Here is a 25,541-nt window from a genome sequence, read left to right on the forward strand (position 1 = left end):
ATTATATGAATTTCATTGAAGGCGGTATCTGTGCGGTAAAAGGCGTACGTGCCGGCGGTATCAAACCCACAAAGATGGGAATGGCGGTCGTTCAGGCTGAGGGAAATGCTGCCGGGGTGTATACCAGGAACAAGGTAATTGCAGCTCCGCTGGTGGTAACTAGGGAGCATATCTCAAAGAACGGCAGGCTAGCCGGACTGATCGTTAACAGTGGCAATGCAAATGCTTTCACAGGTACTCAGGGTCTTGATGATGCCAGAACCATGGCGTCCATACTTGCATCAAAACTGGGTGTCCATGAAGAAGTCATAGGCGTGGCTTCCACTGGAGTTGTGGGACGTAAACTGGATACAGACTGGATCAGCAATCATCTGGATGAGGTCATGGAATCCATGGGCGAGGATGCAGATGCAAGCATGAAAGCAGCCCGCGCGATCATGACGACCGACACAGTCCCCAAGGAAGTTGCCATCGAGATGGAGTCCGGTGTCCGCATTGGAGGTATCGCCAAGGGTTCAGGTATGATCGAGCCGAATATGGGTACCATGCTTGCCTTCGTCTACACGGATGCAGAAGTATCATCCGATGTGTTGGAGTCGTGCCTGAAAGTTGCAGTTGACAAGAGCTTCAACATGATAGTGGTGGACGGTGATACGAGCACCAACGACATGGTACTGCTGACAGCCACAGGACAGTCCGGCATCACTCCCGAACAAACCGACCTTCAGGCAGGTCTTGACCTCGTACTCACCGAGCTTGCCAAGATGATAGCCATAGACGGCGAAGGAGCCACCAAGCTGATAGAATCCAAGGTCACAGGTGCAGCAAGTTCGGAAGATGCCCGCCTTGTCGCCAAGTCGATAGTCCGCTCCCCGCTGGTCAAATCCGCCATCTTCGGAGAGGATCCCAACTGGGGACGTGTCGTTGTGGCAGCAGGCTACTCAGGTGCCGATATGGACCAGACGAAGGTATCTCTCTCCTTCTCAGCCGGAACCGAGGTTGTCGAACTTGTAAAGGACGGTCAGGTTGTCAGGAACGATGAGGAAAGTCTGTCACAGCTCAAATCTATTATGGCTAAGGAAGAGATATGCATCATAACCGACCTCGGTATGGGACATGAGAGTGCGACTGCATGGGGCTGTGATTTGACGTACGATTATGTCAGGATCAATGCCGAGTATACGACCTAATACTTATTCGTGATCTGAGGGAGTAATCCCTCTGAGGTTCTTTTTACATTGTTGCTTTTTTTCCTTTTTCAAACTCTATTCTTTATTATTTTGAGCCAATTTAGAAAAATATATATAATGATTCTATTAATTGCTGTTGTAATTATTTTAATATGATTGGTAACCTAATAGACACTTTGATTTGACAGCAATAATTGGATAGTTATCATGTTTTCTCAAAAAAAGACAATTTACATACTTATATCCCTTTTATTCATCATCATAACATTCTTACCTCAGGTGTCTGCCACAAATGAACCGGTCCCGATCAAGGTTTCTTATCCATCTATAACCAATGTACATACAATGGATTTTTCTCCTGATGAAAAGTTCCTTGTAATTGGGGACTATTATGGAGATATCCTTATCTGGAATCTCGAGACTGGAGAGAACATATCTGATCCTAACAATGTAACAGAAAAAGAGCGTTTAATGGCTCTTCTTGGTAAACATGACAAAACACATGTGTATTCTGTAAAATTCTCTCCTGATGGAAAGTATGTTCTGACAGGAGGGACTCTATTTGATTTTGAATCATATGCTATAGGATACCGTGAACGTGACAACCCTGGAATTTCTATATCCGAGGTCTACTTATGGGATGTTGAAACAGGCGAATATCTAAAACACTATATGAAAAATGATGTAGTAACAAGTGTAGCATTTTCTCCTGATGGAAAGTACTATGCAGCTTCTTTTAGCAATGATATATCAAATGGAACTAACATTGTTAAAATTTGGTCAATATTGCCGCAAACATCAATCGTATCTCTGGAAAGTAACAATGACGAGGTATCCTCATTAGCATTTACTCCAGATGGTCGTTACCTTTCTGTGAATTACCTTAACGATGAAAAACCCTCAAAAACCATTTTTTGGGATTGGAAAAATGAAACTCCCAGCTTTAGTTTGAACACAGGGTCTCTAGAAGAGATTCAATTTTCAAATGATGGAAGTATATTTGCAGGTCGTTCCAGAAATACGAATTCAATACAAATATTCAATTCTACGAATGGAAATCTATATCGGGACTTTAAAATGTATGGGATGGCTGATTCATTTGTTTCATATGACCTTTCTCCAGATGGGAAATATGTTGCAGTTGTTTACGATGGCAATCTGCTGGTATGGGATGTTGATACCGAGGAAAAGATTGCAGACTTTTCTATGAGCTCAAATGCTTATTGGCTTGATTGTGTTTCTTTTTCTCCAAATATGACTTATCTTGCAAACGGTGGCGACCTTTTTGAGAGTTCGGAGTACTATCAATCAGCTGAGAAGGCATTTTCAAATGCATATGAAGATGGAATTTTCTTTGAGGTTTATAGTACAATGCTAAGCGGTGATGCTGTTTTTCTCTGGGACTTTCAGGATATAAAGGAAAATGAGTATATAGAGGATACATTGGATACACTTTTTTATATCACCAGAATAGCTTTTGCTGTCACTTCTATTCTGGTTTTTTTCATAATATTCTTTATTGCCCCGATACGAAGAAAGAAAGCTGAAAAGTAGTGGTTTCATGTATCTTTTTTGAAATATGAAAAACATTTCAGGGCCGAAATATAGAATAACAATACAATAGTTAGGGTATCTGAGGAAGACAATGTACAAAATATACGTGGACGGACAGCATGGAACCACTGGCTTACTGGTAAATGAACGTCTGGCGAACCATCCAGAGGTGGAGATTCTGGAAATTCCCTACGAAAAGCGCCATGACAGGGAACTAAGGAAGAATTTGCTCAACGAGGCTGACCTGGTATTCCTCTGCCTTCCGGATGAAGCGGTCGAAGATACCGTGGGTCTGGTCACAAATCCGAACACGAAGATCATCGACGCATCAACAGCTAACCGTATCAATGATTCATGGGCTTACGGATTACCCGAACTCTCCGCCGCACACAGGGAAAAGGTGGCCGGTGCAAGCAGGGTTTCCAACCCCGGCTGCCACGCAACGGCATCTATCGTTGCACTGTATCCACTGGTAGAGGAAGGCATCATTTCAAAGGAAACAGCTGTCCCGTTGTTCTCGATCACCGGCTACACCGGTGGCGGGAAGAAAATGATCGAAACCTATGAAACTACAGAATTGCAGGCCTACAAAGCACCAAGGCAATACGCATTGGGTCTTACTCACAAGCATGTGCCTGAGATCATGGTTCAATCCGGTTTAAAGGTGAATCCTATTCTCATGCCGGTAGTTTCTAATTTTCCAAGGGGACTGGCGGTCACATTGCCTCTGTCCGTGAAGGATCTGGAAATATCAGTTACAAAACAGGCCTTGTATGAGCTCTACCGGAAATATTATGGAGATTCCATATTCATCCGTGTTCACGTAGTTGATGAGACAGAGGATCTGGTGGATAATGCCTTTGATGTGCAGGGAAGCAATGATACAAACTATCTGGACCTTTACATTTACGGCAACGAGGAGCAGATACAGGTGATTTCCCGTCTTGACAATCTGGGCAAAGGTGCTTCAGGCGCAGCCATACAGAACATGAACATCATGCTTGGCATGGATGAGACGACCGGTCTTTTGTGAGGCCGGTTGTGTTTTTGGAATTATCATTTAGGTAGATTCCAAATATATAATTATAGAATCCCCCAGTTGAAAGGAAAATTCAGCTATGTCTATCTGGCAATCTTGTTGCTTAAATAGGGGAAATATCTGTTTTTAAACCCAGTTTCAATCAATACGATAAAAATAAATATGATTCATTGATTTTATATATTCCTGTAATATTTTTTCAAATTCCATTGATATATTTGAAACTTGTTACCAACTTATGAGTTCATCACCATGACAGAATACAAAAAGAAGATTGCTTCGATTATTTTCTTGTTACTCTTAATGTCCATAGTTCCAGGAGTAATGACAGATGTCTGGGATTTTGTCTCTCCAGCAAAATCACTTGACGAGTTTGAGCCCTATAAAACATCACTCGTAGCTGGAAGTGGTGTGAAAAATATAGACATTTCACCTGATGGAAAATTTGTTGTAAGCAGCACACTTGGGATAGTAAACCTATGGGATACAGCGGATCTCGACTTACTCTATGGTTATCATGTTATGAATGATGAAAGCGGTGCTACTGTAAAACAACGTGAACCATACTACAATCTTGTAGACATTGAGTTTTCTAAACCAGGAAACTACTATTTAGTAGGTTCCAATAGCAATCATCCGCATTATGGCGGAATGACAGCATCACATCTGACACTTTACAACATGACACATAGCATAGGTGTTGCAAGCAGAACTTTCAGAACTCATCAGATAAACGATATTCTCATAGAAGATACCGCTATTTCCCCGGACGAAACTACCTATGCTGCCTGTACGGAAATGACTGCAAACCCTGAGAGTTGTACAATAACTTTATGGGATATTGAAACTGGCGAAGTTGTGAATTCAATTACAAGTGATAATTACAAAGCAACCTCGATCACATTCACACCTGATGGAAAATATCTGGTTGCAAGTTTTGACAACAGTATCAACCCTGACAGAATAGTTGTTTTTGATCTGGAAAATGAAGAGATTGTCAGGACGATAAAGGAAAGGGCGGTTGCTGACCTTCAATTCTCTGATGATGGAAATATCCTTGCGGCAGGTAGTATTTATCGCAGTGAGGTAATTGTCTGGGATGGAAACTCTTACGAGGAACTGTACCGTTTGAGGGGATTGGAACTTTCACCTGACAGCACTGCATTGTCAAGGGATAGAAAGTATATCATGGCTATGGACTATTCCAGGCTTATCGTATGGGATATCGAGTCGAAAAGAAAGATTGTGAGTAGCAGACATCGAAAAATTGATTTTGTAGATTCATTCTCATCAGGTACGTTCTCAGATGATGGAAAGTATGTTGTAATAGCATTAGTAGTAAAGAGAGGTTCCGAGTATACTATACAGCCCGATTATAACTCAGGAATGGTCTTTATCTATGATTTTGAAGAGATATTGGATGCTTATTATGAATAAGTATCCATGCGTTTACCCATTTAATCCCTCTACTCACATCCAATCTTTATATATAAATTCCAGTCATATCCTATATTCACCGGGTGTGAGTTATGGAAATAGAAGATTGGGAGAAGAAATACGCAAAAGCATTTGAGAATATCAAAGCTTCATTGGGCGATATCAGGGGAGTTTTCGTAGCCTATAATAGTAACATCGATGCTATCAAGCACATAAAAGAAGAGGAAATGAAGAAGCTTGTGGGCATCATTGGTTGCGGTTCCATCCAGAAGAGGGTTGTGGAGTATCCCCGTGTGATCGATGATCCGGTTGATTTCATGGCGAGGCTTGTAATCTCAATGCGTGACGGGAAGGCTGCGGAAGTGCCAACCCATACTACTGATATCCATGACTGGCTCATGGACAATCTTGTCTTTGATTATGCCCGGATGGGGGGACAGGCTGGCATCATGTCCAACCTGCTGGCAAACCTGGGACTGAACAACGTTATCACCTATGTGCCGTGGTTATCCCGGGAGCAGGCCGAATACTTCGTGGATTCACCCAACCTGAAATATCCTTTCATCGAGGACGGAAAACTAATTCTAAGACACCCCATGCATATCCGGGACCGTGAGCAAAAGCCCAAGGTGAACTGGATAATAGAGTACTCAAAGGGAACCAAAGTCTGCTGTGCAGGGGAATGCTTCAAAGTGCCCAGGGACAACCGTCTTATTGTCTCATCCAGACCCGACTGGCTACGGATCAATATGGACAGTAAGATATACGAGAAGCTTCCCCAGATCCGGGATCAGATCGACGGAGCCATACTTGCAGGTTATCAGATCATCAGGGAGGATTACGGAGATGGCCTGAGCTATCATCACTATGTTGAGAGGGCTGTCAATGTTATCGAATCCCTCAAAGAGTGTAATCCCGACATGCCTATCCATGTTGAGTTCACGTCCATACAGAACAAGGTTATCCGAAAAGCAATACTGACCGATATAGTGAAAAAGCATGTAACTTCTCTTGGCCTTGATACGATCGAGGTTGCCAATGCCCTTAATGTACTGGGTTACGAGCGCCTGGCCTACGATGCCATGGGTAAAGATGAGGATAGCGTCATTGCCCTTTACAAAGGTGCGATCATACTCCTTGAAAAGCTTGAGTTGGAGGTAGTCAACATACACTCGCTCGGCCACTTCATGTCCCTTGTATCACAGGAAAGCCCGATTGATGTGGAGGACTACAGGGAAGCACTTCTGTTTGCTTCAATACTTGCTGCTACCCAGGCATCAACAGGCGGTATCAGCAGTATAGAAGATGCGGAAATAGGTCTCAGGGTTCCTGTTTATGAAAAGGGATATGAGAATCTGTACAGCCTGGCCTCGTATCTTGTAAGGCAGGGTATCTGCACCATGGAAGATTTCGAGAACGGGTGTGTAAATGCTCTTGGACACAGTCTCGTGATCGTACCTACAAAAGTAGTAAAAGACCCTGTTGGCACCGTAGGCATAGGGGATGCTATCTCGGCAGGAACTTTTATTGCAATGCTGACCAAGATCAAAGAAAAGGGCAGAGTGAAATGCCCGGAGTAGATGCATGAATATTCTCTGCGCTTATAATGCCAATATCGATGCCATCTATAAGGTGGACGGTCAGAAGATGTCCGAAATTGCTGAAGGATATAAGGAGGAAATAGCTGAGAAGATGAAAGATCCTCCGGGTCATATATCTTCTATACCTGATTTCTTTGCAGGGCTCTTTATATGCATGAGGCATGGAACCGGTGCCGAATGGTTGATTCGGGACAAAGAGGTATTCAACTGGCTTCGGACTAACTTTCTGAAAGCTTCGTTCATGAGGATGGGCGGCAATATGGGTATTATGGCAAATGTCCTCTCTGAACTCGGCGCATCCAGGGTGGTTCCAAATGTGGCAAATCCATCCGAGTTGCAGATGTCTTTTTTCTCGGAAAGGGCAATATACATTCCAGATGGAGGTGAAGCAGTAAGCAGCAGGGATCAGGAAATATTGGCAAAACATATTGGCGATGAAGGTGAGCTGATACATTTTGTCTTTGATTTCAAACAGGGTGACAGCTTTGTTTTTTCCGGGAATGGGATATCAGTACCCAGAGAGAATAGGTTCATTGCAAGCTATGATCCGCTAAATCTGGAACTTCACATCGATGAACAGTTCAGGAACTATGCTCTTGAACATATAAATGAAATGGACGGGGCGCTTATCTCGGGTTATCATCTGCTCAGAGAAGAGTATCCTGACGGGAGCAGCTATAAGGAAAAGCTTAACAGATCAATAAAACAGCTGAGTGAGTGGAAAAAGCGAAACAAACACCTGCATATCCATGCTGAGCTGGGACATTTTGAATCGGAAGAAATGGCAAATGATGTGTTCAACAGTCTGGTTCCGGTTGTTGATAATATCGGATTGAACGAGGATGAGCTCGCAACACTGGCCCGTATGAATGAACTGGATGCTGCGGGCATTCTTGAAATGGATTCAAGAGCCATAATTGAAACTGCAGTGTCCCTGTGCAAAGCTTCAGGTCAGAAAAGGCTACAGGTTCATACACACGAGTTTGTTTTGTCGGTGTCATCAGATACACGCTCAGAAGCGGAGCAGGTACTTGAGTCACTGCACTTCGGGGTGGACTGTGCTGCAACTTTTGCATGCTACGGTAAACTCTACAGCCGGGAAGAACTTCTGCAGATCGCTTCCAGTATAAGTGAAAGTAAGACCGGTAAAAAGCAGATGCAGAAGATCATCGACTACATCCCTCCCGGTGAGTATGACATTACAAGAAGATACTCTGTTTTCAGGAAATACCGGGGATATTCCATATGTGCCGTTCCGACACGAATCTGCGCTGAGCCGGTAGCAACCGTAGGACTTGGAGACACGATCTCTTCCGCTATATTCTTAAGAGAACTCGAACTTAGAGCATGACAATGTACACACTTTTCCGTGAGAACTTCAACCTGGAATATACGCTTGATTGCGGCCAGGTTTTCAGATGGGATTATATCGACGGCTGGTGGACAGGGGTGGTCAACGGTGATGTGGTACGCCTTCAGCAGGATCCAAAAAGCGGTGAGGTTCTGGTGGATTCAGGATTACCAGAGTCTTTTTTTGAGAATTATTTCCGCTTTGACGATGACCTCGATACAATCCTGCAGGAGGTCAATAAGGATGAGTTCATGGATGAAGCTATAAGGAAATACAGGGGTCTGCGTCTGATAAGACAGGATCCATGGGAATGCCTCATATCCTATATACTTGCAACCGCCTGGAGTATTCCCAATATCAAACGCGGTATTTCCATGCTGTGCAAAAATTACGGGGAGGAAATAGAGGAAGGCTACTATAGTTTTCCAGATCCTGCTTCACTTATACATGCATGTGACGAGGACATGAGGGCCTGCAAGCTTGGTTTCAGGGGCGGACGTGTTATAAAGGCAGCAAGGCATGTGGAGGAAGGGAACCTTGTGCTGGATGACATTTTCAAAATGGATTATGATGCTGCAAAACAGAGGCTGATGTTCCTTGAAGGCATAGGGGAAAAGGTTGCGGACTGCATACTCCTTTTTGCGTTTGAGAAAATGGAGGCTTTCCCGGTTGATACTCATGTGGAAAAGGTTGTAAGGACCATATACGGAAATCAGGATTACTTCAACGGTGTTGTTACAAAAAGCAAGATAGGTAACTGGGGTCGTATGTATTTCGGAAGATACTGTGGATATGCACAGCAGTACTTCTTTTACCAGAAAAGACAGGAAGGCCTGCTTTGAGTTTATGGAATTCCGTTTTTTTGCCACTTTCTCATAAACACCCGGAAATCAGCATCTCTGATATTGCAGAGTTGTTTATTTTCAAGTATCATGTGTTCTTTTTTCACAGCTTTTGAAAGCTGCTTACCCATGGAACAGTCCGTCAGCCTGTTTTCAAGGACTTCTCTTGCAGTGGGGAACTTCCTTCTGATATCCGCAACATATCTTCCATCCTCAATGTAGAGTGCAAAAGTTTCATCTGCTCCTTCATACTTGGACCTGAAACCCTGTGAATGATCGCGTACCCATATAGGGGGTCCATGATGCTTTTTCACCAGAGGGAGAGCTGATGAGAGTAACTCTATAACCACAACAGAATCTTCACCTGACCATGTGCCGCTATTTATTACGGTAAACTCATATTGCTCAAGAAGTGCCTTCACACTTATTTCCATTTTATCAAGCTGGGGATACAGGACGTCTTCGACAAGGTCCGGAGTCTTAAAGACAATTGCCAGAAAGGAGCTTCCACGCTCTTCTATGATTCCGGATATTTCATCGTCATTCAGGGGTTTTTGCGGTTTTGGAAAAAAGAATTCCAGTGAAGGCCTGTCTAGATATGATCTGCATATTTCAATGAAGCGGGCAAATTTGTCAACTGAAAGTGCAGCAGCAACGTTTCTCCCGGGGTCAGTGGGGTCGACGACCACAAGAGGCTCTTCATGCTTAGCGGTCCCATGTCCCAGCAGATCGATGACCATTCCGGGCTTCCACTCGCATGCGTCTGAGACAACGTCCTTGAAAGAACCATAGTGGATTATCAGTAATTCAGCAAGGTAGCCGGAAAATCCCTGGGTGCGAAGTTCGGAACCATAGACGCCTGTACCCTTCATTAACTGTTTTAACAGCAGTACCTCATCCTGGAGTTCATCTATATGTTCTTTTACAAAACTGTTATGGAAGGGTGTCCTGTCAACTGCCGATTTGATACAGGATGCCGAGTTGACCGCAAAGCATGGCACCAGATCCACGTCGAATCCCCTGTATCTCATATTAAGATACGGATGCTCGGCATATCTCTCTTCAAAAGCCTCCGCATCTTTTGCGATCTCCCTTGAAATCAGAAGGCCGGATTCTTCAAGTTCCTCCCTGCTGGTCTCCTCAGGAAATGAGATAAAAATATCAAGATCATGGGTGCCTGATATCCACGTTCCTCTGGCAGCAGAACCCACAAGCATTGCTCTGCCAATGTCGATATCCATTTTTCGGGCAGTATCAGTTGCTTTTTCGAGCAGTTCATCCACTACCATGAAAAGTTTTCTTTTCTCCTCATCGGAAGGCTTGATCTTCTTCAGAACTTCCTTTTGGATATCCTCTCCAGGTTTATCTGCTGCGGTCATGGTTCTCCCAGTTGATATTGTTTTTCAGATACCAGGTTATGTGTGAATAAAGATAAGCCGGGCTGCTGCTAAGTGTATAATTCTCTGTGAAATCAGGACTGGGACTTTTCCTGACTATTTTCCCCATTAAAAAGCCCGATATTCTCTTTTTTGATAACATGGTTGTGGTTCTTATAACCAAGAATATCGGCTATCATGTTTGTGTGCTTGCCCTTTATCTTTTCCAGTTCCCCGGAAGTGTAGTCTGTAATTCCCTTGGCAAAGGTTTCTCCATCACATTTTATCTCTATGATATCTCCCCGATCAAAAACACCTTCCACATTAACGATACCCGAGGGCAGCAGGCTCATGCTGTTAAGAATGGCATCCCTTGCACCGGTATCCACTTCAACCGATCCGCATGTTTTTGAAAGCAGTATCCATCTTATCCTGTTCTTATGGATTTCCTCATTGGCAACGAACAGAGTGCCTATTTCCTCGGCATCCAGGATATTTTTAACAACGTTCTCCACATTGCTGTTAGCAATTACCATGTTGCAGCCGGACATATGGCAGATCTTGGCAGCTTCGATCTTCGTTCTCATTCCTCCGACCCCTTTCATACTGGTCGGACTGCCTCCATAGCTTTCCACTTCGGGTGTGATCTCCTCTATAACACTTATGAACTTTGCATCATGATTCCGTTTTGGGTTCTTGTCATAGAGGCCATCGATATCTGACAGTATTATCAGAAGGTCGGCTTCGATCTTGCTTGCCACCATAGCAGAGAGCTTATCATTATCGCCGAAGGTAGCTTCGATCTCATTGACGCAGATCGGGTCGTTCTCATTGATTATAGGGATCACGCCATAGCTGAGCAATGTGGATATACTGTTTCTCAGGTTCAGGTAAGTGAGTCTGCTGGAAAATGATTCGTATGTAATAAGGATCTGCGCGACCTTGAGGTTATGTCTGGAGAAAGAATTGCTCCACTCCTGCATGAGCACACTCTGTCCCACTGCTGCACAGGCCTGTCTTACCGGAATTTCCCGCGGTCTTTTCTCAAAGCTAAGCATATCGATGCCGATTCCTATGGCACCGGAGCTAACAAGGATAACTTTCTTCCCCATCTCATGCAGAGCGGCAACCTGGGAAGCGATATTGTCCATGAAAGGGTGATTCAGCTTTTCCTCCTCTGTATTGATGGAAGAGGTACCGATCTTAATTACGATTTTATCGATATCGTCAAAGATATCCTTCCGGTCGATCAAAGATACGCCTCTGTTCTGAAGTTGTTTCTGATAGCCATTTATTCCAGTGTAGTGTCAAGTACGTCCGAGGCCTTCCTGTTGATCTTCCTGTGGGTGAACTTACGGGCCTCGGGTCCTGCGTAATCTGCAACCCTCTCACCATCACCCACAAGTACATACTTATAGATAAGCAGACCTTCCATGCCAACAGGTCCCCTGGCATGAATTTTATTGGTACTGATGCCGACCTCAGCACCCTTTCCATACCTGAAACCGTCTGCAAATCTTGTGGATGCATTGATCATAACGCTGGATGAGTCCACAAGATCTGTGAAATCCTTCTTCTTGAACTTGTTCTCTGTGATGATTGCATCTGTGTGATGTGAACCGTAGGTATTGATGTGCTCGATGGCCTCTTCCATGGACTCCACGATCTTAATGGAAAGTATCAGGTCATTATACTCCGTACTCCAGTCCTCCTCAGTTGCCCTGAGAATACTCTTCAGGAAATCGATCATCTCAAGGATCGAATAGGACTGCTCGTCACAGCGCATCTCCACACCTGCTTCATCAAACCTTTTCGCCATTGTTGGGAGGAACTTCTCAGCTACCTTCTCATGGACAAGCAGGGTCTCCATTGCATTACATACTGCGGGATACTGGACCTTGGAATCAAAACAGACATCATATGCTTTTGTAAGGTCTGCATCTTCATCAACATATACATGGCATATACCATCCGCATGACCCAGGACAGGTATTTTGGTATTATCCTGCATGTATTTTACAAAGGCATTGGATCCTCTGGGGATGAGCAGGTCGATATATGCATCCATGCTCAGGATATCATTTACCTCCTCCCTTGTTTCCATGAGCTGGAATGCGCCTGCAGGCATACCTTTTACGGATTCCGCAGCTTCTTTTAACAGATCGAATATCACGCGGTTGGAATTGAGTGCCTCGCTGCCACCCTTGAATATGGTGGCATTCCCGCTTTTAAGACAGAGTGACATCACCTGTGGAACAACATCGGGGCGGGACTCGAATATAACGCCTATGAGCCCAATCGGACTACTTACCTGGAAGAGCTCCAGTCCCTGATCAAGTTCAAGTGCAGCGATGGTCTCACCAACCGGGTCTTTCAGTTCAATGACATCACGGATGCCGTCTATCATTCCGCTTATCTTGCTGTCACTGACCTTGAGCCTGTCCACAAGTGCCTGGGAAAGCTCGCCTTTTCTTTTGAGCTTCTCTGCAGTTTCCACGTCCTTCTGGTTTGCTGCCAGAATCTGATCACGATTATCATCAAGTGCCTGTGCCATTGCTTCAAGAGCAGCATTCTTTGTCCCGGTATTGACACTTGCAAGAATAATGGATGCTTTTTTAGCCTCAATGACCTTTTCTTCAATTTCCTGAGCCATGAAATGAACCACCTTGGGTTTCTTAAAAGAGGGATATGGGATTCTTAAGAGTCTTCATTATATAGTATAGTGATATTGCACATTACTCTTTGGTTTTATAGTTATCGATTATGATGCTACTTTCTTGTTTCACAACTCTTTTAAGTTTTAATTCACAAATATCATCTCAATGCCAGAGCCGGGTATTCTCTTTATTATTGCCGCATTCTTCTCGGAGGTTCTCGGGACAATGGCGGGTTTCGGTTCATCCACTGTCTTTCTTCCAATAGCACTGTTCTTCTTTGATTTCAGAACCGCTCTAATATTAGTAGCCATCTTCCATATGTCCGGAAATATTGGCAGGGTCACTTTCTTCAGACACGGCTTCAACAGGGAACTGATCATCAGGTTCGGGATTCCCAGTGTTATACTGACTATTATCGGTGCCTTTCTTGTCAGCTATGTCTCACAGTCTGTATTGAAAATGATACTCGGTGTATTTCTTCTGGTGTATGTGGTGATCTCAATATCCCGGCCCGACCTGTCAGTGAAGCCGACAACAGAGAACACTTTGCTTGGGGGGAGTATATCCGGCTTCTTTGCGGGATTGATTGGCACTGGCGGAGCTCTGCGGAGTTCGTTCCTTACATCCTATAATCTCGAAAAATCGGTCTACATCTCCACTGCAGCAGCGATATCACTTGCAGTAGATATCTCTCGGATCCCTGTCTATTTTGCAAGCGGTTATCTTCCACAGGAGTATTACTATTATATACCTGTTCTTTTTCTTGTAGCAATAGCTGGTTCTTTTGTCGGGAAGAGAGCTGTTTCAAGGATACCTCAGAAGAAGTTCAGGACTTTTGTGCTGATCTGTATCGGGCTGGTGAGCCTGAAGTTTATTTATGACGGGCTTATTTTTATTCTCTGAATTTTCATTCCCATGAATTAATTGTCACATTTTAGCACGATTCTTGTTTTCAGATATCTTTATCAATAATCATTAAGTATACGCTGGCAGGAGATTCTCATGGTAAAACGCGAGTACATGCTTGGAAACGTTGCAATCGCGCGCGGTATCGTTGAAGGGGGCGGACAGGTCATATCCGGCTATCCCGGAACCCCGTCTTCAGAGATCATCGGTACACTGGCAGGAATGAAGGAAAGGAATTTTTACGTAGAATGGTCGGTCAATGAGAAGGTTGCCCTTGAGGTAGCGGCCGGCGCAGCCATGGCAGGTGTGCGCTCCGTGGTCACCATGAAACATGTGGGTCTGAACGTCGCAGCGGACCCTCTTATGACGCTGGCATATACGGGTGTAAAAGGAAGCATGGTTATCATCGTTGCTGATGATCCGTCATGTCACTCATCTCAGAACGAACAGGATACACGCAGGTATTCACAGTTCTCGCTGATCCCGTGCCTGGATCCATGCACACCCCAGGAAGCAAAGGATATGATGCCCTATGCGTTCGAAATTTCAAACAAGTTGCAGACACCTGTAATTTTCAGGCCGACAACACGCATATCCCATGGCAAGTCCGATGTGGAGCTGGGTCCTGTGAAAGAGGATATGCCTGCAGCTGACTTCCAGAAGGATCTGGAAAGATGGGTCATGGTTCCCAAGAACGCCAGGATACAGCACCCTCATCTGCTGGAGCTGCAAAAGGATATTCTTGCGGAACTTGAGAACTCGCCCTGGAATGAGCTTGAACTGAGCGAGGGTGCAAGTGTTGGTGTAATAGCATCGGGAATTGCTTCGGTCTATGCAAAGGAAGCTGTGATCAGACAGGGAATTGATGCTTCATTCCTGAAGATAGGAACCTATCCTGTTCCGGAGAAAAAGATACGTACTCTCATGGAGAACGCCGATCGTATAATCATTTTCGAGGAAATGGAGCCTGTCGTCGAAGAGCAGGTTAGGATCATAGCACAGGAAACAGGCTCAGATGTTGAGATAATCGGTAAGATGCCGGGTCCGATTCCGAGGATATTCGAGCTGAATACCGATGTATGTGCAGATGTCCTTGCGGAGGTGCTGGGACTTGGAAGGTCGGATGTCCCGGCTGATACGGGTGAGGACTTTGATTATGACAGATGCAGGGTTGAACTGCCAATGCGTCCGCCTGTCATGTGTCCGGGTTGTTCTCACAGGGCTACTTTCCATGTCATGAAAAGGGTCTATGGGAAAAATGCAATATTCCCCAGTGATATCGGTTGCTATACCCTTGGAATCCAGAGTGGCACCGTGGATACGACGCTCTGTATGGGTGGAAGCATAACCGTTGCAAGCGGAATGTATCAGGCAGGAGAGACAAAGCCCATATGCTGCTCCATTGGTGATTCCACATTCTTCCACACGGGCATGAACGGTCTTCTTAATGCTATCTATAATAAGGCGGATATTACAGTAACTATAGTAGATAACCGCACCACCGCAATGACCGGGCACCAGCCAAATCCGGGTATGGGTAAACTTGCAACAGGTGAGCAGACAACGGAGGTCTGTCTGGAAACACTCTGTAAGGGTATGGGAGCCGGCTTTGTAGAAACCGTTGATCCCTACGATCTCAATAAGGCCGAGGAGGTCTTCAGGAAAGCGAAGGATTATAAGGGAACTTCCGTTGTTATCACGGAACAGCTCTGTGTTATCGATGCAAAGCGCTCTGGTATTCGCAGAAAACCATTTACCATTGACGCTGACAAATGTGTGGGATGTAAGAAATGTGTATATCTTGGCTGTCCGGCAATTGAATTTGACGTGGAGACCAAAAAAGCTTCGATTAATATGATGTGTACCGGCTGTGGGGTATGTGACCGCCTGTGCATGTTCGAGGCTATCTCGGAGGTGAAGAAATGAGTGCAGAAGGAATATCCATATTCGATCTAATAATTGCGGGTGTGGGCGGACAGGGTACCATCCTTGCATCTGATATCATAGGCAAGGCTGCTGTAAAGGAAGATATGTCCGTCAGAGCCGCAGAGACCCATGGTATGGCCCAGCGTGGTGGCTCGGTTGTGAACCATATCAGGCTCGGATGCGAGCTTGGTTCGATGATACCTCTGAAAGGTGCCGATGTCTTGCTTGCACTGGAACCAAGTGAAGCACTGAGATATATGGAATACCTTGCAGAGGACGGAGTGATATTGGTCAATACGGAACCGATACTTCCGGTCACTGTTACTTCAGGACTCTGTACTTATCCGGATATCGATGATATTCTCTCCGTGATGAAAGAAGAAAGGGAAGTCAAGGCCTTCAATGCTACGGATCTTGCAAAGGAGGCGGGACATCCGCAATCCATGAACGTTGTCATGGTGGGTGCGGTATCAAACTATCTGCCTGTATCTGTTGATACCCTGCTTGAATGTGTTAAGGAACTGGTTCCTCCGAAAACAGTTGACATCAATATCAGGGCTTTTGAGATGGGCAGGTCTGTAATACAGGGATGATCACAGCTCATCCCTGATATTTTAGCTAGTTTCATTTTACTTGCTTAGGATCTTCTTAGCAACATCCTTTTTTTCCGGACTTGAGCCAGGATCTATCTGCTTGCTTCTGATATGCTCCTCGATCTGTCCTCGCATATCTTTGTTTTTAAGTGCAAAATCAACTATCGCCTTGACGTACTCTACCTTGTCACCGGTATCGTATCTCTGGCCCCTGAACCTGTATGCATATATCATCTGTTCTTCGTTTAAAAGGCGTATGGCATCCGTGAGCTGTATCTCATTACCCACACCACTTGCTGTTTCTTTTATGCAGTCAAGTATCTCTGGAGTGAATACGTATCTTCCTATTGCTCCTATATTGGATGGAGCATCTTCAGCTTTTGGTTTTTCAACAATATTGTCCAGAGTGTATAATGAATCATCTATGGGCTTACCTTTAATGATACCGTAGCTGCTGATCTTTTCCTGTGGTACTTCTTCCACAGCTATGGTGGACCTGCCGTATTTCACGAAGTTATCGATCAACTGTTTGGTACAGGGTTCTTGATTCACAATTATGTCGTCACCAAGCAGTACCGCAAAGGGCTCGTCATTGATATGTTTCTTTGCCGTGTAGATAGCATCCCCGAGTCCTCGGGGCTCTTTCTGCCTGATATAGTGTATATCTACCAGTGATGAGATGTCCTGCACTATCTTTAATAGGTTCTCTTTTTTCTTTTCCCTTAGATGATTCTCAAGTTCCGGGGAGTCATCGAAATAATCCTCAATGGATCTCTTGCTCCTGCCGGTAATGAATACGATGTCATCTATTCCGGATGCTATGGCTTCCTCCACTACATAGTGGATAACTGGCTTGTCTATTATAGGAAGCATTTCCTTTGGCATGGATTTTGTGACAGGGAGGAACCTTGTTCCAAGACCTGCGACAGGGATTACGGCTTTTTTGACTTCCACTTTCTAACTCCTTGTTTTAGAATTCAGGTACGTATACAAGTACATTAATACTTATATGATTTTTCAATTAGCTTGCAGATTTTTCTGATGTTGCAGTCCAGCAGTAGAATCTTTATTATCGTGCAAAGAGTTTAAATAGTAAATATACGTTTAATGGCGCAACGTTAGATCAGGTGAAGATGATCTGACCAGATTAAACTTACAGTGCGAAAAAGTCGGATTTAACATGAAGTATAGGGCCTCTTCAGGAATGCCCGCAGTGTACAATAAAGTTCACCACAATGCAGAGATGTTTAAATCTTTTCGAGATGACGCCGGAGTTTGCCCCAATAAGGGTATGCCAGGATCCACCAGATATAGTGGAAACGGCAGGTCGCTACGCTGAATGCGTGTACGCTAGTATACGTGGAGTTCACGTAGTGTATTAACGCTTGATTCAGGTCGATTCTGGTTGACTTGATGACTTTTTTGCATCTTGGCCATACTTTGTGTGGTCTCACTTAAGAAGAAAATGTGTAATCAGGAGAATAAGAATGGCAAAAGGGCATAGACCAAGACGAGGTTCACTCGCTTTCAGTCCGCGCAAAAGAGCACAAAGCCACATCCCAAGATTCAACTCATGGCCAGAGTCCGCAGGAGAACCAAAGCTCCAGGACTTTGCCGGGTATAAGGTGGGCATGACCCACGTGATATTGGTTGATGATGTGAAGAACAGTCTGACTGAAGGCATGGAGATCTCAGTACCTGTCACAGTTGTGGAAACACCTGCTATTCGTGTTGCTGCTATCCGTGCTTATAATAACACTCACTATGGTGAGAAGGCTGTTGCTGATGCGTGGAGCTCCGATGTCGACGAAAGTCTTGGAAAGACAATCAAGTTACCAAAGGAGTCCAATACCGAGGAAGCTTTGGATAAGATCACTAAGATGATCGAAGAAGGTAGTGTTTCTGACATCAAGGTCGTAACCTACACCTTACCAAAGAAGCTCACAGGTATTCCCAAGAAGAATGCGGACATCATGGAAACCGCAGTCAACGGCTCAAGTGTGCAGGAAAAGTTCGACTACGCAAAGTCCTTACTTGGATCCGAAGTGAAGATCAGCGACGTATTCAACAACGGTGAATTTGTTGACGTGGCAGCCATCACCACCGGAAAAGGAACACAGGGCCCCGTAAAGAGATGGGGTATCAACCTTGCGAAGAACAAGCACTCCAGGCAGGGAAGTCTCAGGCAGATAGGAACCCTTGGTCCTTTCCACCCGGCACGTGTCAGCTGGAGAGTTCCGCAGATGGGTCAGATGGGATACCACCAGAGAACAGAATACAACAAGCGTATTATGAAGGTCTCCACAGATGGCGAGGAGATCAACCCTGAAGGTGGTTTCCTGAACTACGGTCTTGTAAGAGGGGACTATGTACTGCTCAAAGGAAGCATCCCGGGACCCTCCAAGAGGCTTGTAAGGCTCAGAGAACCAATGAGGTCAAAGGCGACTGCAATGGGTGAACCACAGCTCCTTCATGTGAGCACACAATCCAAACAGGGGTGAAGTGAATGGCCACAGCAAACATTATTGATTTATCCGGTAACAGCAAGGGCGATGTGCAGCTTCCTGCAGTATTCGATGAGGCATACAGGCCTGATCTTATCAAAAGAGCTGTACTTACGGCACAGGCAAACAGGCTGCAGCCCTATGGTACCAAATTGTATGCAGGTATGGAAACCTCAGCAGAGTCATGGGGATCAGGCAGAGGTGTTGCACAGATCCCGAGGCTCTCAAACGGTAGCCGTGCAGCAAGAGTTCCTCAGGCTGTCGGCGGTAGGAGAGCACATCCTCCGAAGACCGAAACCGACAGAACAGAGAAAGTAAACAGAAAAGAAAGGCGTATGGCAATCCGTTCAGCCATAGCAAGTACAGCTAACGCAGAAGTGGTAATGGGACGCGGACACAGATTCGATGCTCAGCTTCCACTGGTGGCAGAAAATGCCCTAGAAGACCTTGAAAAGACAAAGGACGTTGTCAGTTTCCTGCAGGCAGCAGGTGTCTATGACGATGTACTTCGCGCAAAGGACGGTAGGAACGTAAGGGCCGGAAGAGGAAAGCTCCGTGGAAGAAGATTCAAGAACAGAAAGAGCGTCCTCATTGTAGCGGCACGCGATTCCGCTCTTTTCAGATCTGCAAGGAACCTTGCAGGTGTGGATGTAATATCAGTGGATTCCCTTAATACCGAGATCCTTGCACCGGGAACACACGCCGGCAGGTTGACAGTATGGACAGAATCTGCAATAGCTGCCCTGGAGGGAATGTTCGAATGAGCGCAATCAAATACCCATTCATCACTGAAAAAGCAATGATGCTTCTGGAAGACAACAAACTCCAGTTTGTTGTCGATTCCCGCGCAAACAAGAATCAGATCAAGGCCGAGGTCATGAAACTTTATGGTTTCCCGGTTGCCTCGGTATGTACTATGAGCACAATGAAAGGTCTCAAGAAGGCCATAGTGACTTTCGAAGGCACAGAGGCTGCCCACGAAATAGCTACAAGGATAGGTCTGATGTGAGGTGAATTTGTATGGCAAGAAGAATCATATCACAGAACAGAGGTCGTGGAACCCCTACTTACAGAGCACCATCACACAGGTATAAGGCTTCAATGAAGCACCCTCGTGTTGACTCGAATGACACTGTTTACGGTACAGTGCTTGAGGTCACACACGATCCGGCACGCTCTGCACCGGTAGTAAAGGTATCTTTCGATAACGGCGAGGAACGTCTGATCCTTGCACCGGAAGGCGTTGCGGTGGGCGACGAGATCGCCTGCGGAATATCCGCAGAAGTAAAACCAGGAAACATCCTGCCACTGGCAGAGATCCCGGAAGGTGTCCCTGTCTGTAACATTGAGGGTAAACCCAATGACGGAGGAAGGTTTGCACGTTCTTCAGGTGTATATGCAACAGTAATTTCCCATGAACGTGGTAAGACAGTCCTTGAGATGCCTTCAGGTGAGATGAAATGGTTCAACCCGAGATGTCGTGCAACAATTGGTATTATTGCAGGTGGCGGAAGGGTTGACAGACCGTTTCTCAAGGCAGGAAAGAAGTATCACAAGTTGAAGACAAGAGCTGCAAAGTATCCCCGTGTAAGAGGTGTCGCCATGAATGTAATCGATCACCCGTTCGGTGGAGGTAACAGGCAGCATCCCGGAAGACCTACCACGGTCAGCAGGAATGCACCTCCGGGACGTAAAGTAGGCCAGATAGCAGCACGCAGGACAGGAAAGCGTTAAACCGGAGGCTTAAATCATGGCAAGAAAATCATCATCCAAATTACCAAAACGAAAAGGTGAATATACATACCGTGGCAAGACGGTTGAACAGCTCAAATCCTTGAGCGTCGAGGAGTTTGCTGAACTTTTGCCATCCCGTGAACGCCGAACTATCAAAAAAGGCTTCACAGAAGGCAGAAAACAGGTAATCCAGAATCTTCAGGACAAGGATAAGGTACGTACCCACTACAGGGATCTGATAGTTTTCCCTGACATGGTGGGAAAACATATCGAAATATACAACGGCAAAACATTTGTGGAAGTAGAGATACAGCCGGAAATGATCGGACACAGGTTCGGGGAATTCGCAGCAACTCGCTCCAAGGTTAACCACGGAAGTGCAGGTGTCGGAGCAACCCGTTCAAGCAAGTTCGTTCCGTTGAAGTAAGGTGATAATGTATGGCAAGAATCGGATATACAATGGAGTTTGACCCGAAGACATCTGCTAAGGCGATGGGTTCGGAGCTTCACATATCACCTAAGAAATCCCGCGAGGTCGGAACCGCGATCAAAGGTATGCGTATCGAAGTCGCCCAGAGGTACCTCGAAGATGTTATAGGAATGAAGCAGGCAGTTCCTTTCAAGAGACACCATGAAGGATCAGGACACAGAAAGGGTCCCATGGCAACAGGCAGATATCCTGTCAAAGTTGCACAGGCCTATCTGAAGATCCTGGAGAACGTAAGGAGCAATGCTGAATATAAGGGGCTTGAACCTGACCAGATGTACATAGCTCATGTTGCTACAAAGCGCGGTCGTGTCATCCACGGAATGAGGCCAAGGGCACGTGGACGTGGTAGTCCCAAGAACACGGAAACTGTAAACATCGAGATTATTTTGAACGAGGTGCGCTAATGGCAATAGAAAAGAAATTCGTTCAGGAAGGATACGTAAAGGCCTCCATGGATGAATTTTTCTCAAAACAGCTCAGCAGGGCAGGCTACGGTGGAATGGATATCAACCGTACTCCCATGGGTACACAGATCACAATATACTCCGAGAAACCCGGTATGGTAATCGGTAAGGCAGGTAAGGTCATTCGTAAACTTACCAGGGACATCGACAGACTTTATGATGTCGACAACCCGCAGATCGATGCGCAGGAAGTCAGAAAGCCCGAACTCAATGCACAGATGATGGCATCACGCCTTGCATCCTCCATCGAGAGAGGATGGTACTTCAGGAAGGCAGGCCACAACACCATGAGGGCTATCATGAACTCAGGTGCACTTGGCTGTGAGATCGTCATTTCCGGAAAACTGACCGGTGCAAGGTCCAGGGTAGAGAAACTCGTAAACGGATACATCAAGCACGCAGGAAAACCTGTGGATGATATCGTGGACGAGGGCTTTGCAACCGCTGTAAGAAAACTCGGAACCCTTGGATGTAAAGTAAGGATCATTCCTCCTGGTGCTGTACTTCCTGACTCCTTCCATCTGAAGGACATCGTCGAAGAGGTGCCTGAAGAAGCAGCTGCTACTGAGGAAGAAGGCAGTGACATCGAGAAGCTTGTGGAGACAGAAGCTGAAGGTGAGGTTGCTGACGAAGAGGAAGCAGAGGAAGTTGTTGAGGAATCAGCTACTGAAGAAGCTGAAGAGCCGGCAGCAGAAGGGGAAGCTTCAGAGGAGACTTCTGAGGAAACGGTCGAAGAGGCCACCGAAGAAGCACCTGAGAATGCTCCTGAGGAACCAGAACCTATGGAAGGTCTCGTTGACGAACAGCGCAGACTTATGGATGACGTCTGGCAGCACAAGCATGAAGGCTACGATTACTGGCATCCTATCGCACGTGTTCACAAGGAGGATAAGTAATGGCAATTCTTCGCTTGAACGAGATCAGGGACATGTCCCCTGAAGAAAGGATGGATGAACTTGACAAGATGAAGGACGAACTCACACGTGAGCGTGCACTTTCATCTGCAGGAGGAGCTCCTGATAACCCCGGAAGGATCGGGGAGCTCAGGCGTACAATTGCCAGGATCAAGACCATCCAGAGAGAAATGAAGGAGATCTGAAGTGGAAATCACTCCTTCAAAACTTATATTCCACGAATTAATCGGGCTGGTAGTTAAAATTGAAGACGCTACCAATCCCACACTGAGCAATATACGCGGCAAAGTGGTTGATGAAACGAGGAACATGATCATTGTTCAAACAGAGGAAGGTCAGAAGAAGATGGTTCCAAAAACAGGCACGACCTTTGTGTTTCAGATACCCGGCCGCATATCGGGCAAACATGCCAGAAGGCATGTCAAAATAGAAGGGAACCTACTGCTCTCACAACCCGAGAACAGAACCAAGAACATTAGGAAAATACGCATGAGGTAATAATCATGGCAAGAGATATTGGATTGGATGTCCCGGCTCCGGAAAAGGAGTGTAATGACGTTAATTGTCCATTCCATGGAGTACTGCCTGTTCGCGGACAGGTCCTTGTAGGGACCGTTGTAAGCGATGATATGGACAGGACCGTGGTCATCCAGCGCAAGCATGAGATGCTTATCAAGAAATATCAGAGATATGAGAAAAGGCAATCTAAGATCCATGCACACAATCCTTCCTGCATAGATGCAAAGGAAGGGGATGTTGTGACGATCGCAGAATGCAGACCACTGAGCAAGACCAAATCATATGTAGTGATTAAGGTGGAGGCTCAGGCATGAAAGGTGTCAGATCTAACATCCCGCGTTCTCTGAACGCAGGATCACAGATCGACTGCGTGGACAACACAGGTGCCCGTGTAGTCGAGATCGTATCTGTCAAGGGATACCGCGGTGTCAAGAACAGACACCCAAGAGCCGGTATCGGTGACATGTGCGTTGTATCTGTGAAGAAAGGGACTCCTGAGATGCGTAAGCAGATCCTTCTGGCAGTTATAGTCCGCCAGAGGCAGGAATTCCGTCGCCCGGATGGTCTGAGGGTCGCCTTTGAGGATAATGCTGTTGTCATAGTTGACAAGGACGGTGTCCCTAAAGGAACTGACTTCAAGGGACCGGTAGCAAGGGAAGTAGCTGAAAGGTATCCAAAGATCGGTACCACGGCATCTATGGTTGCATGAGGTGTGAAAAATGGTATCAAATCAGCCAAGAAAGCAGAGAAAAGCAAGATACAATGCTCCTCTTCATGTAAAACAGAAGTACATGGGTGCTCCCCTTTCAAAGGAACTGCGTGAGAAGTACGGTTGCAGGTCTGCAAGAGTAATTGTAGGCGATACCGTGAAGGTCATGCGTGGAGACCACGCAGGCAGCACAGGAAAAGTCGAAGGTATCTCTCTCAAGCACGGTACCATCGTAATTGAAGGGGTCAGCGTGTCCAAGGCAGACGGAACAGAAGTTGCAAGACCTGTGTATCCTTCCAATGTGGTTATCACAACCCTTAACATGAAGGATGAGCGCAGAGAATCAATAATCAGCAGGAAGTGATTCTGTGGCCAAACATCAAAAGAGAATATCTGTACCAAACAGCTGGCAGATATCAAAGAAATCTAATAAGTGGATCACTACTACAAGACCTGGTCCACATCACAAAGAACAGAGTATACCTCTCGGTATAGTACTGAGGGACATGCTGGGTATAGTTGACAACCGTGCAGAGGCAAAGCGTGTTCTCTCAGAGGGTAAGATACTTGTCGACGGTATAGTCAAAAAGGATCTCAGATTCCCTATCGGCTTACTTGACGTAATCTCAATACCCGATGCAGAGGTATCTTACCGTGTATTGCTTGATCGCAAGGGAAGACTCGAGCTCCATAAGCTTGAGGATGCCGATGTGAACAAGCTGTGCAGGATCAACGGTAAGACTGTAATCAAGGGCGGAGCCATACAGCTCAACCTCAGTGACGGATCAAACGTTCTGGGATCCAACGATTACAGTACAAAGGATTCGATCATCCTTTCATTGCCTGACAAGGAAGTACTCAAACACATCAAGTACGAAGTAGGCAATATTGCAATGATCGTCGGTGGAAGACACACCGGTGAGATAGGCACAATAAAGGAGATCAATACAGTCCGCAGTTCAAGGAACAACACTGTTTCCATATCCGGTGACTATGACTTCGAGACGATCGAAGACTATGTGGTGGTCATTGGTGAGGACGAACCAGAGATCAAACTGGGTGGTGAGGCAGTTGAGTAATGTAATGAGGACTCCTGTTGTTGATAAGGTCGTAGTCCACATGGGTGTGGGCGAAAGCGGTCAGCATCTTGTTGACGCCGAAGGTATACTCGGTGAAGTCACAGGACAGAAGGTCATCAGGACATACGCCAAGAGGACCCTGCCTTCTTTCAGTATAAAGAAGAACGAACCTATCGGATGCAAGGTAACCCTCAGAGGAGAGCGTGCCGAGAAGTTCCTGACCACCGCACTGGACATTGTAGAGAAAGAGCTCCGTGCATCACAGTTTGATAAGAACGGCAATGTTACCTTCGGTATTGAGGAACACACTGACTTCCCGGGAATGAGGTACGATCCAAACATTGGTATCTTTGGAATGGATGTCAATGTAGTTGTCAACCGTCCCGGATACAGGATCAGTAAGAGAAGGATAACAAAGGCCAGAATCCCCGCATCACACAGGATAACAAAGGATGATACAATTTCCTTCTTTAAAGACAAATATTCAGTGGAGGTTATCTAATGGTTCGAACCACAAAGAACTTCGGCAGGGGCGCACACGAATGCAAGAGATGCGGCAGAAAACAGGGACTTGTCAGGAAATATGATATTTACCTGTGCAGACACTGTTTCCGTGAGATTGCCCACGATATGGGATTCGAGAAATATACGTGAGG

General features: G+C 45.7%; 29 protein-coding genes. 25 read left to right on the forward strand and 4 right to left on the reverse strand.

Translation table 11 applies throughout. The features are described from left to right. The first annotated feature begins 5 nt into the window (after window positions 1-5). From argJ to HWN40_RS02805, 7 genes are all read left to right on the forward strand, one after another. The gene (argJ, locus tag HWN40_RS02775; protein ID WP_176964325.1) at window positions 6-1,190 is read left to right on the forward strand and encodes a bifunctional ornithine acetyltransferase/N-acetylglutamate synthase; all 1,185 of its coding nucleotides are present in this window, start codon (window positions 6-8) and stop codon (window positions 1,188-1,190) included. A 207-nt stretch (window positions 1,191-1,397) separates the two neighbouring features. Next, window positions 1,398-2,744, forward strand: coding sequence for a WD40 repeat domain-containing protein (locus HWN40_RS02780; RefSeq protein ID WP_176964326.1), 1,347 nt, complete (start codon window positions 1,398-1,400; stop codon window positions 2,742-2,744). Between the two features lie 91 nt (window positions 2,745-2,835). Further along, window positions 2,836-3,777, forward strand: a complete 942-nt coding sequence (argC, locus tag HWN40_RS02785) for an N-acetyl-gamma-glutamyl-phosphate reductase (protein WP_176964327.1) — start codon at window positions 2,836-2,838, stop codon at window positions 3,775-3,777. Window positions 3,778-4,086: 309 nt separating this feature from the next. Then, window positions 4,087-5,220: a WD40 repeat domain-containing protein gene (locus HWN40_RS02790; protein ID WP_176964328.1), complete on the forward strand. Its 1,134-nt coding sequence runs from the start codon at window positions 4,087-4,089 to the stop codon at window positions 5,218-5,220. Between the two features lie 92 nt (window positions 5,221-5,312). Then, complete coding sequence (pfkC, locus tag HWN40_RS02795; protein WP_176964329.1) at window positions 5,313-6,800, forward strand: ADP-specific phosphofructokinase; 1,488 nt, start codon at window positions 5,313-5,315, stop codon at window positions 6,798-6,800. Window positions 6,801-6,804: 4 nt separating this feature from the next. After that, window positions 6,805-8,172 (forward strand): ADP-dependent glucokinase/phosphofructokinase, encoded by a 1,368-nt coding sequence (locus tag HWN40_RS02800; protein WP_176964330.1) that lies wholly within the window; start codon window positions 6,805-6,807, stop codon window positions 8,170-8,172. Continuing rightward, entirely contained in the window at window positions 8,169-9,014 is an 846-nt protein-coding gene (locus HWN40_RS02805; protein ID WP_343044095.1) for a DNA-3-methyladenine glycosylase family protein, read from the forward strand. Before HWN40_RS02800 ends, HWN40_RS02805 begins: the two co-directional genes overlap by 4 nt. A gap of 2 nt (window positions 9,015-9,016) precedes the next feature. Here HWN40_RS02805 and cca read toward each other — a convergent pair whose 3' ends face one another. The 3 genes from cca to HWN40_RS02820 form a co-directional block, all read right to left on the reverse strand. Continuing rightward, the gene (gene cca, locus HWN40_RS02810; RefSeq protein WP_176964331.1) at window positions 9,017-10,393 is read right to left on the reverse strand and encodes a CCA tRNA nucleotidyltransferase; all 1,377 of its coding nucleotides are present in this window, start codon (window positions 10,391-10,393) and stop codon (window positions 9,017-9,019) included. Window positions 10,394-10,485: 92 nt separating this feature from the next. Further along, the gene (proB, locus tag HWN40_RS02815; protein ID WP_176964332.1) at window positions 10,486-11,643 is read right to left on the reverse strand and encodes a glutamate 5-kinase; all 1,158 of its coding nucleotides are present in this window, start codon (window positions 11,641-11,643) and stop codon (window positions 10,486-10,488) included. 38 nt (window positions 11,644-11,681) lie between these two features. After that, window positions 11,682-13,043 carry a glutamate-5-semialdehyde dehydrogenase gene (locus HWN40_RS02820; RefSeq protein WP_176964333.1) on the reverse strand — a complete coding sequence of 454 codons (1,362 nt, stop codon included), beginning with the start codon at window positions 13,041-13,043 and terminating at the stop codon, window positions 11,682-11,684. 169 nt (window positions 13,044-13,212) lie between these two features. Here HWN40_RS02820 and HWN40_RS02825 point away from each other — a divergent pair, with 169 nt between their 5' ends. The 3 genes from HWN40_RS02825 (at window position 13,213) to HWN40_RS02835 (ending at window position 16,472) form a co-directional block, all read left to right on the forward strand. Then, a complete protein-coding gene (locus HWN40_RS02825) occupies window positions 13,213-13,950 on the forward strand; it encodes a sulfite exporter TauE/SafE family protein (RefSeq protein ID WP_176964334.1) in 738 nt (245 codons plus the stop codon). Between the two features lie 99 nt (window positions 13,951-14,049). Further along, window positions 14,050-15,879, forward strand: coding sequence for an indolepyruvate ferredoxin oxidoreductase subunit alpha (gene iorA / locus HWN40_RS02830; RefSeq protein ID WP_176964335.1), 1,830 nt, complete (start codon window positions 14,050-14,052; stop codon window positions 15,877-15,879). Then, a complete protein-coding gene (locus tag HWN40_RS02835; protein ID WP_176964336.1) occupies window positions 15,876-16,472 on the forward strand; it encodes an indolepyruvate oxidoreductase subunit beta in 597 nt (198 codons plus the stop codon). The genes iorA and HWN40_RS02835 overlap by 4 nt, the downstream gene beginning before the upstream one ends. 36 nt (window positions 16,473-16,508) lie before the next feature. On the opposite strand, the gene galU is transcribed toward HWN40_RS02835, so the two are convergent. Then, complete coding sequence (gene galU / locus HWN40_RS02840; protein WP_176964337.1) at window positions 16,509-17,426, reverse strand: UTP--glucose-1-phosphate uridylyltransferase GalU; 918 nt, start codon at window positions 17,424-17,426, stop codon at window positions 16,509-16,511. Window positions 17,427-17,959: 533 nt separating this feature from the next. Between galU and rpl3p the strand changes: the two genes are divergently transcribed. Genes rpl3p through HWN40_RS02915 form a run of 15 tightly spaced genes read left to right on the forward strand, consistent with a single transcriptional unit; the run spans window position 17,960 to window position 25,539 of the window. Next, window positions 17,960-18,973, forward strand: a complete 1,014-nt coding sequence (gene rpl3p, locus HWN40_RS02845) for a 50S ribosomal protein L3 (protein ID WP_176964338.1) — start codon at window positions 17,960-17,962, stop codon at window positions 18,971-18,973. 5 nt (window positions 18,974-18,978) lie between these two features. Then, window positions 18,979-19,740: a 50S ribosomal protein L4 gene (gene rpl4p / locus HWN40_RS02850; protein ID WP_176964339.1), complete on the forward strand. Its 762-nt coding sequence runs from the start codon at window positions 18,979-18,981 to the stop codon at window positions 19,738-19,740. Then, entirely contained in the window at window positions 19,737-19,985 is a 249-nt protein-coding gene (locus tag HWN40_RS02855) for a 50S ribosomal protein L23 (protein ID WP_176964340.1), read from the forward strand. The genes rpl4p and HWN40_RS02855 overlap by 4 nt, the downstream gene beginning before the upstream one ends. A gap of 11 nt (window positions 19,986-19,996) precedes the next feature. Beyond that, window positions 19,997-20,710, forward strand: coding sequence for a 50S ribosomal protein L2 (locus HWN40_RS02860; RefSeq protein ID WP_176964341.1), 714 nt, complete (start codon window positions 19,997-19,999; stop codon window positions 20,708-20,710). Between the two features lie 16 nt (window positions 20,711-20,726). Further along, the gene (locus tag HWN40_RS02865; RefSeq protein ID WP_176964342.1) at window positions 20,727-21,137 is read left to right on the forward strand and encodes a 30S ribosomal protein S19; all 411 of its coding nucleotides are present in this window, start codon (window positions 20,727-20,729) and stop codon (window positions 21,135-21,137) included. A gap of 11 nt (window positions 21,138-21,148) precedes the next feature. Next, window positions 21,149-21,604, forward strand: coding sequence for a 50S ribosomal protein L22 (locus HWN40_RS02870; RefSeq protein WP_176964343.1), 456 nt, complete (start codon window positions 21,149-21,151; stop codon window positions 21,602-21,604). After that, window positions 21,604-22,560, forward strand: a complete 957-nt coding sequence (locus tag HWN40_RS02875; RefSeq protein WP_176964344.1) for a 30S ribosomal protein S3 — start codon at window positions 21,604-21,606, stop codon at window positions 22,558-22,560. Before HWN40_RS02870 ends, HWN40_RS02875 begins: the two co-directional genes overlap by 1 nt. Further along, a complete protein-coding gene (gene rpmC, locus HWN40_RS02880) occupies window positions 22,560-22,763 on the forward strand; it encodes a 50S ribosomal protein L29 (RefSeq protein WP_176964345.1) in 204 nt (67 codons plus the stop codon). The genes HWN40_RS02875 and rpmC overlap by 1 nt, the downstream gene beginning before the upstream one ends. 1 nt (window position 22,764) lies before the next feature. Then, a complete protein-coding gene (gene rnp1, locus HWN40_RS02885) occupies window positions 22,765-23,076 on the forward strand; it encodes a ribonuclease P protein component 1 (protein ID WP_176964346.1) in 312 nt (103 codons plus the stop codon). A gap of 5 nt (window positions 23,077-23,081) precedes the next feature. Next, entirely contained in the window at window positions 23,082-23,411 is a 330-nt protein-coding gene (locus tag HWN40_RS02890) for a 30S ribosomal protein S17 (RefSeq protein WP_176964347.1), read from the forward strand. Beyond that, entirely contained in the window at window positions 23,408-23,806 is a 399-nt protein-coding gene (locus HWN40_RS02895; RefSeq protein ID WP_176964348.1) for a 50S ribosomal protein L14, read from the forward strand. The genes HWN40_RS02890 and HWN40_RS02895 overlap by 4 nt, the downstream gene beginning before the upstream one ends. A 10-nt stretch (window positions 23,807-23,816) precedes the next feature. Further along, a complete protein-coding gene (gene rplX / locus HWN40_RS02900) occupies window positions 23,817-24,170 on the forward strand; it encodes a 50S ribosomal protein L24 (RefSeq protein ID WP_176964349.1) in 354 nt (117 codons plus the stop codon). Between the two features lie 4 nt (window positions 24,171-24,174). Then, window positions 24,175-24,885 carry a 30S ribosomal protein S4e gene (locus HWN40_RS02905; RefSeq protein ID WP_176964350.1) on the forward strand — a complete coding sequence of 237 codons (711 nt, stop codon included), beginning with the start codon at window positions 24,175-24,177 and terminating at the stop codon, window positions 24,883-24,885. A 4-nt stretch (window positions 24,886-24,889) separates the two neighbouring features. After that, window positions 24,890-25,387 (forward strand): 50S ribosomal protein L5, encoded by a 498-nt coding sequence (locus tag HWN40_RS02910; RefSeq protein WP_176966252.1) that lies wholly within the window; start codon window positions 24,890-24,892, stop codon window positions 25,385-25,387. Then, window positions 25,387-25,539 carry a 30S ribosomal protein S14 gene (locus tag HWN40_RS02915; protein WP_176964351.1) on the forward strand — a complete coding sequence of 51 codons (153 nt, stop codon included), beginning with the start codon at window positions 25,387-25,389 and terminating at the stop codon, window positions 25,537-25,539. The genes HWN40_RS02910 and HWN40_RS02915 overlap by 1 nt, the downstream gene beginning before the upstream one ends. Window positions 25,540-25,541 lie beyond the last annotated feature (2 nt).

Origin of the sequence: Methanolobus zinderi (assembly GCF_013388255.1) — an archaeon.
Classification (GTDB): Archaea; Halobacteriota; Methanosarcinia; order Methanosarcinales; family Methanosarcinaceae; genus Methanolobus; species Methanolobus zinderi.

Excerpts from the sequence above, each read along its gene's own strand:
- HWN40_RS02895 (WP_176964348.1), top strand. The coding sequence starts at position 23,408 with ATGAAAGGTGTCAGATCTAACATCCCGCGTTCTCTGAACGCAGGATCA.
- HWN40_RS02870 (WP_176964343.1), top strand. The coding sequence starts at position 21,149 with ATGGCAAGAATCGGATATACAATGGAGTTTGACCCGAAGACATCTGCT.
- HWN40_RS02865 (WP_176964342.1), top strand. The coding sequence starts at position 20,727 with ATGGCAAGAAAATCATCATCCAAATTACCAAAACGAAAAGGTGAATAT.
- rpl3p (WP_176964338.1), top strand. The coding sequence starts at position 17,960 with ATGGCAAAAGGGCATAGACCAAGACGAGGTTCACTCGCTTTCAGTCCG.
- HWN40_RS02890 (WP_176964347.1), top strand. The coding sequence starts at position 23,082 with ATGGCAAGAGATATTGGATTGGATGTCCCGGCTCCGGAAAAGGAGTGT.
- pfkC (WP_176964329.1), top strand. The coding sequence starts at position 5,313 with ATGGAAATAGAAGATTGGGAGAAGAAATACGCAAAAGCATTTGAGAAT.
- HWN40_RS02860 (WP_176964341.1), top strand. The coding sequence starts at position 19,997 with ATGGCAAGAAGAATCATATCACAGAACAGAGGTCGTGGAACCCCTACT.
- rplX (WP_176964349.1), top strand. The coding sequence starts at position 23,817 with ATGGTATCAAATCAGCCAAGAAAGCAGAGAAAAGCAAGATACAATGCT.
- HWN40_RS02910 (WP_176966252.1), top strand. The coding sequence starts at position 24,890 with ATGAGGACTCCTGTTGTTGATAAGGTCGTAGTCCACATGGGTGTGGGC.
- HWN40_RS02790 (WP_176964328.1), top strand. The coding sequence starts at position 4,087 with ATGTCCATAGTTCCAGGAGTAATGACAGATGTCTGGGATTTTGTCTCT.
- rpl4p (WP_176964339.1), top strand. The coding sequence starts at position 18,979 with ATGGCCACAGCAAACATTATTGATTTATCCGGTAACAGCAAGGGCGAT.
- cca (WP_176964331.1), bottom strand. The coding sequence starts at position 10,393 with ATGACCGCAGCAGATAAACCTGGAGAGGATATCCAAAAGGAAGTTCTG.
- HWN40_RS02875 (WP_176964344.1), top strand. The coding sequence starts at position 21,604 with ATGGCAATAGAAAAGAAATTCGTTCAGGAAGGATACGTAAAGGCCTCC.
- rpmC (WP_176964345.1), top strand. The coding sequence starts at position 22,560 with ATGGCAATTCTTCGCTTGAACGAGATCAGGGACATGTCCCCTGAAGAA.
- HWN40_RS02820 (WP_176964333.1), bottom strand. The coding sequence starts at position 13,043 with ATGGCTCAGGAAATTGAAGAAAAGGTCATTGAGGCTAAAAAAGCATCC.
- HWN40_RS02780 (WP_176964326.1), top strand. The coding sequence starts at position 1,398 with ATGTTTTCTCAAAAAAAGACAATTTACATACTTATATCCCTTTTATTC.
- HWN40_RS02835 (WP_176964336.1), top strand. The coding sequence starts at position 15,876 with ATGAGTGCAGAAGGAATATCCATATTCGATCTAATAATTGCGGGTGTG.
- HWN40_RS02915 (WP_176964351.1), top strand. The coding sequence starts at position 25,387 with ATGGTTCGAACCACAAAGAACTTCGGCAGGGGCGCACACGAATGCAAG.
- HWN40_RS02805 (WP_343044095.1), top strand. The coding sequence starts at position 8,169 with ATGACAATGTACACACTTTTCCGTGAGAACTTCAACCTGGAATATACG.
- HWN40_RS02800 (WP_176964330.1), top strand. The coding sequence starts at position 6,805 with ATGAATATTCTCTGCGCTTATAATGCCAATATCGATGCCATCTATAAG.
- iorA (WP_176964335.1), top strand. The coding sequence starts at position 14,050 with ATGGTAAAACGCGAGTACATGCTTGGAAACGTTGCAATCGCGCGCGGT.
- argJ (WP_176964325.1), top strand. The coding sequence starts at position 6 with ATGAATTTCATTGAAGGCGGTATCTGTGCGGTAAAAGGCGTACGTGCC.
- HWN40_RS02825 (WP_176964334.1), top strand. The coding sequence starts at position 13,213 with ATGCCAGAGCCGGGTATTCTCTTTATTATTGCCGCATTCTTCTCGGAG.
- argC (WP_176964327.1), top strand. The coding sequence starts at position 2,836 with ATGTACAAAATATACGTGGACGGACAGCATGGAACCACTGGCTTACTG.
- HWN40_RS02855 (WP_176964340.1), top strand. The coding sequence starts at position 19,737 with ATGAGCGCAATCAAATACCCATTCATCACTGAAAAAGCAATGATGCTT.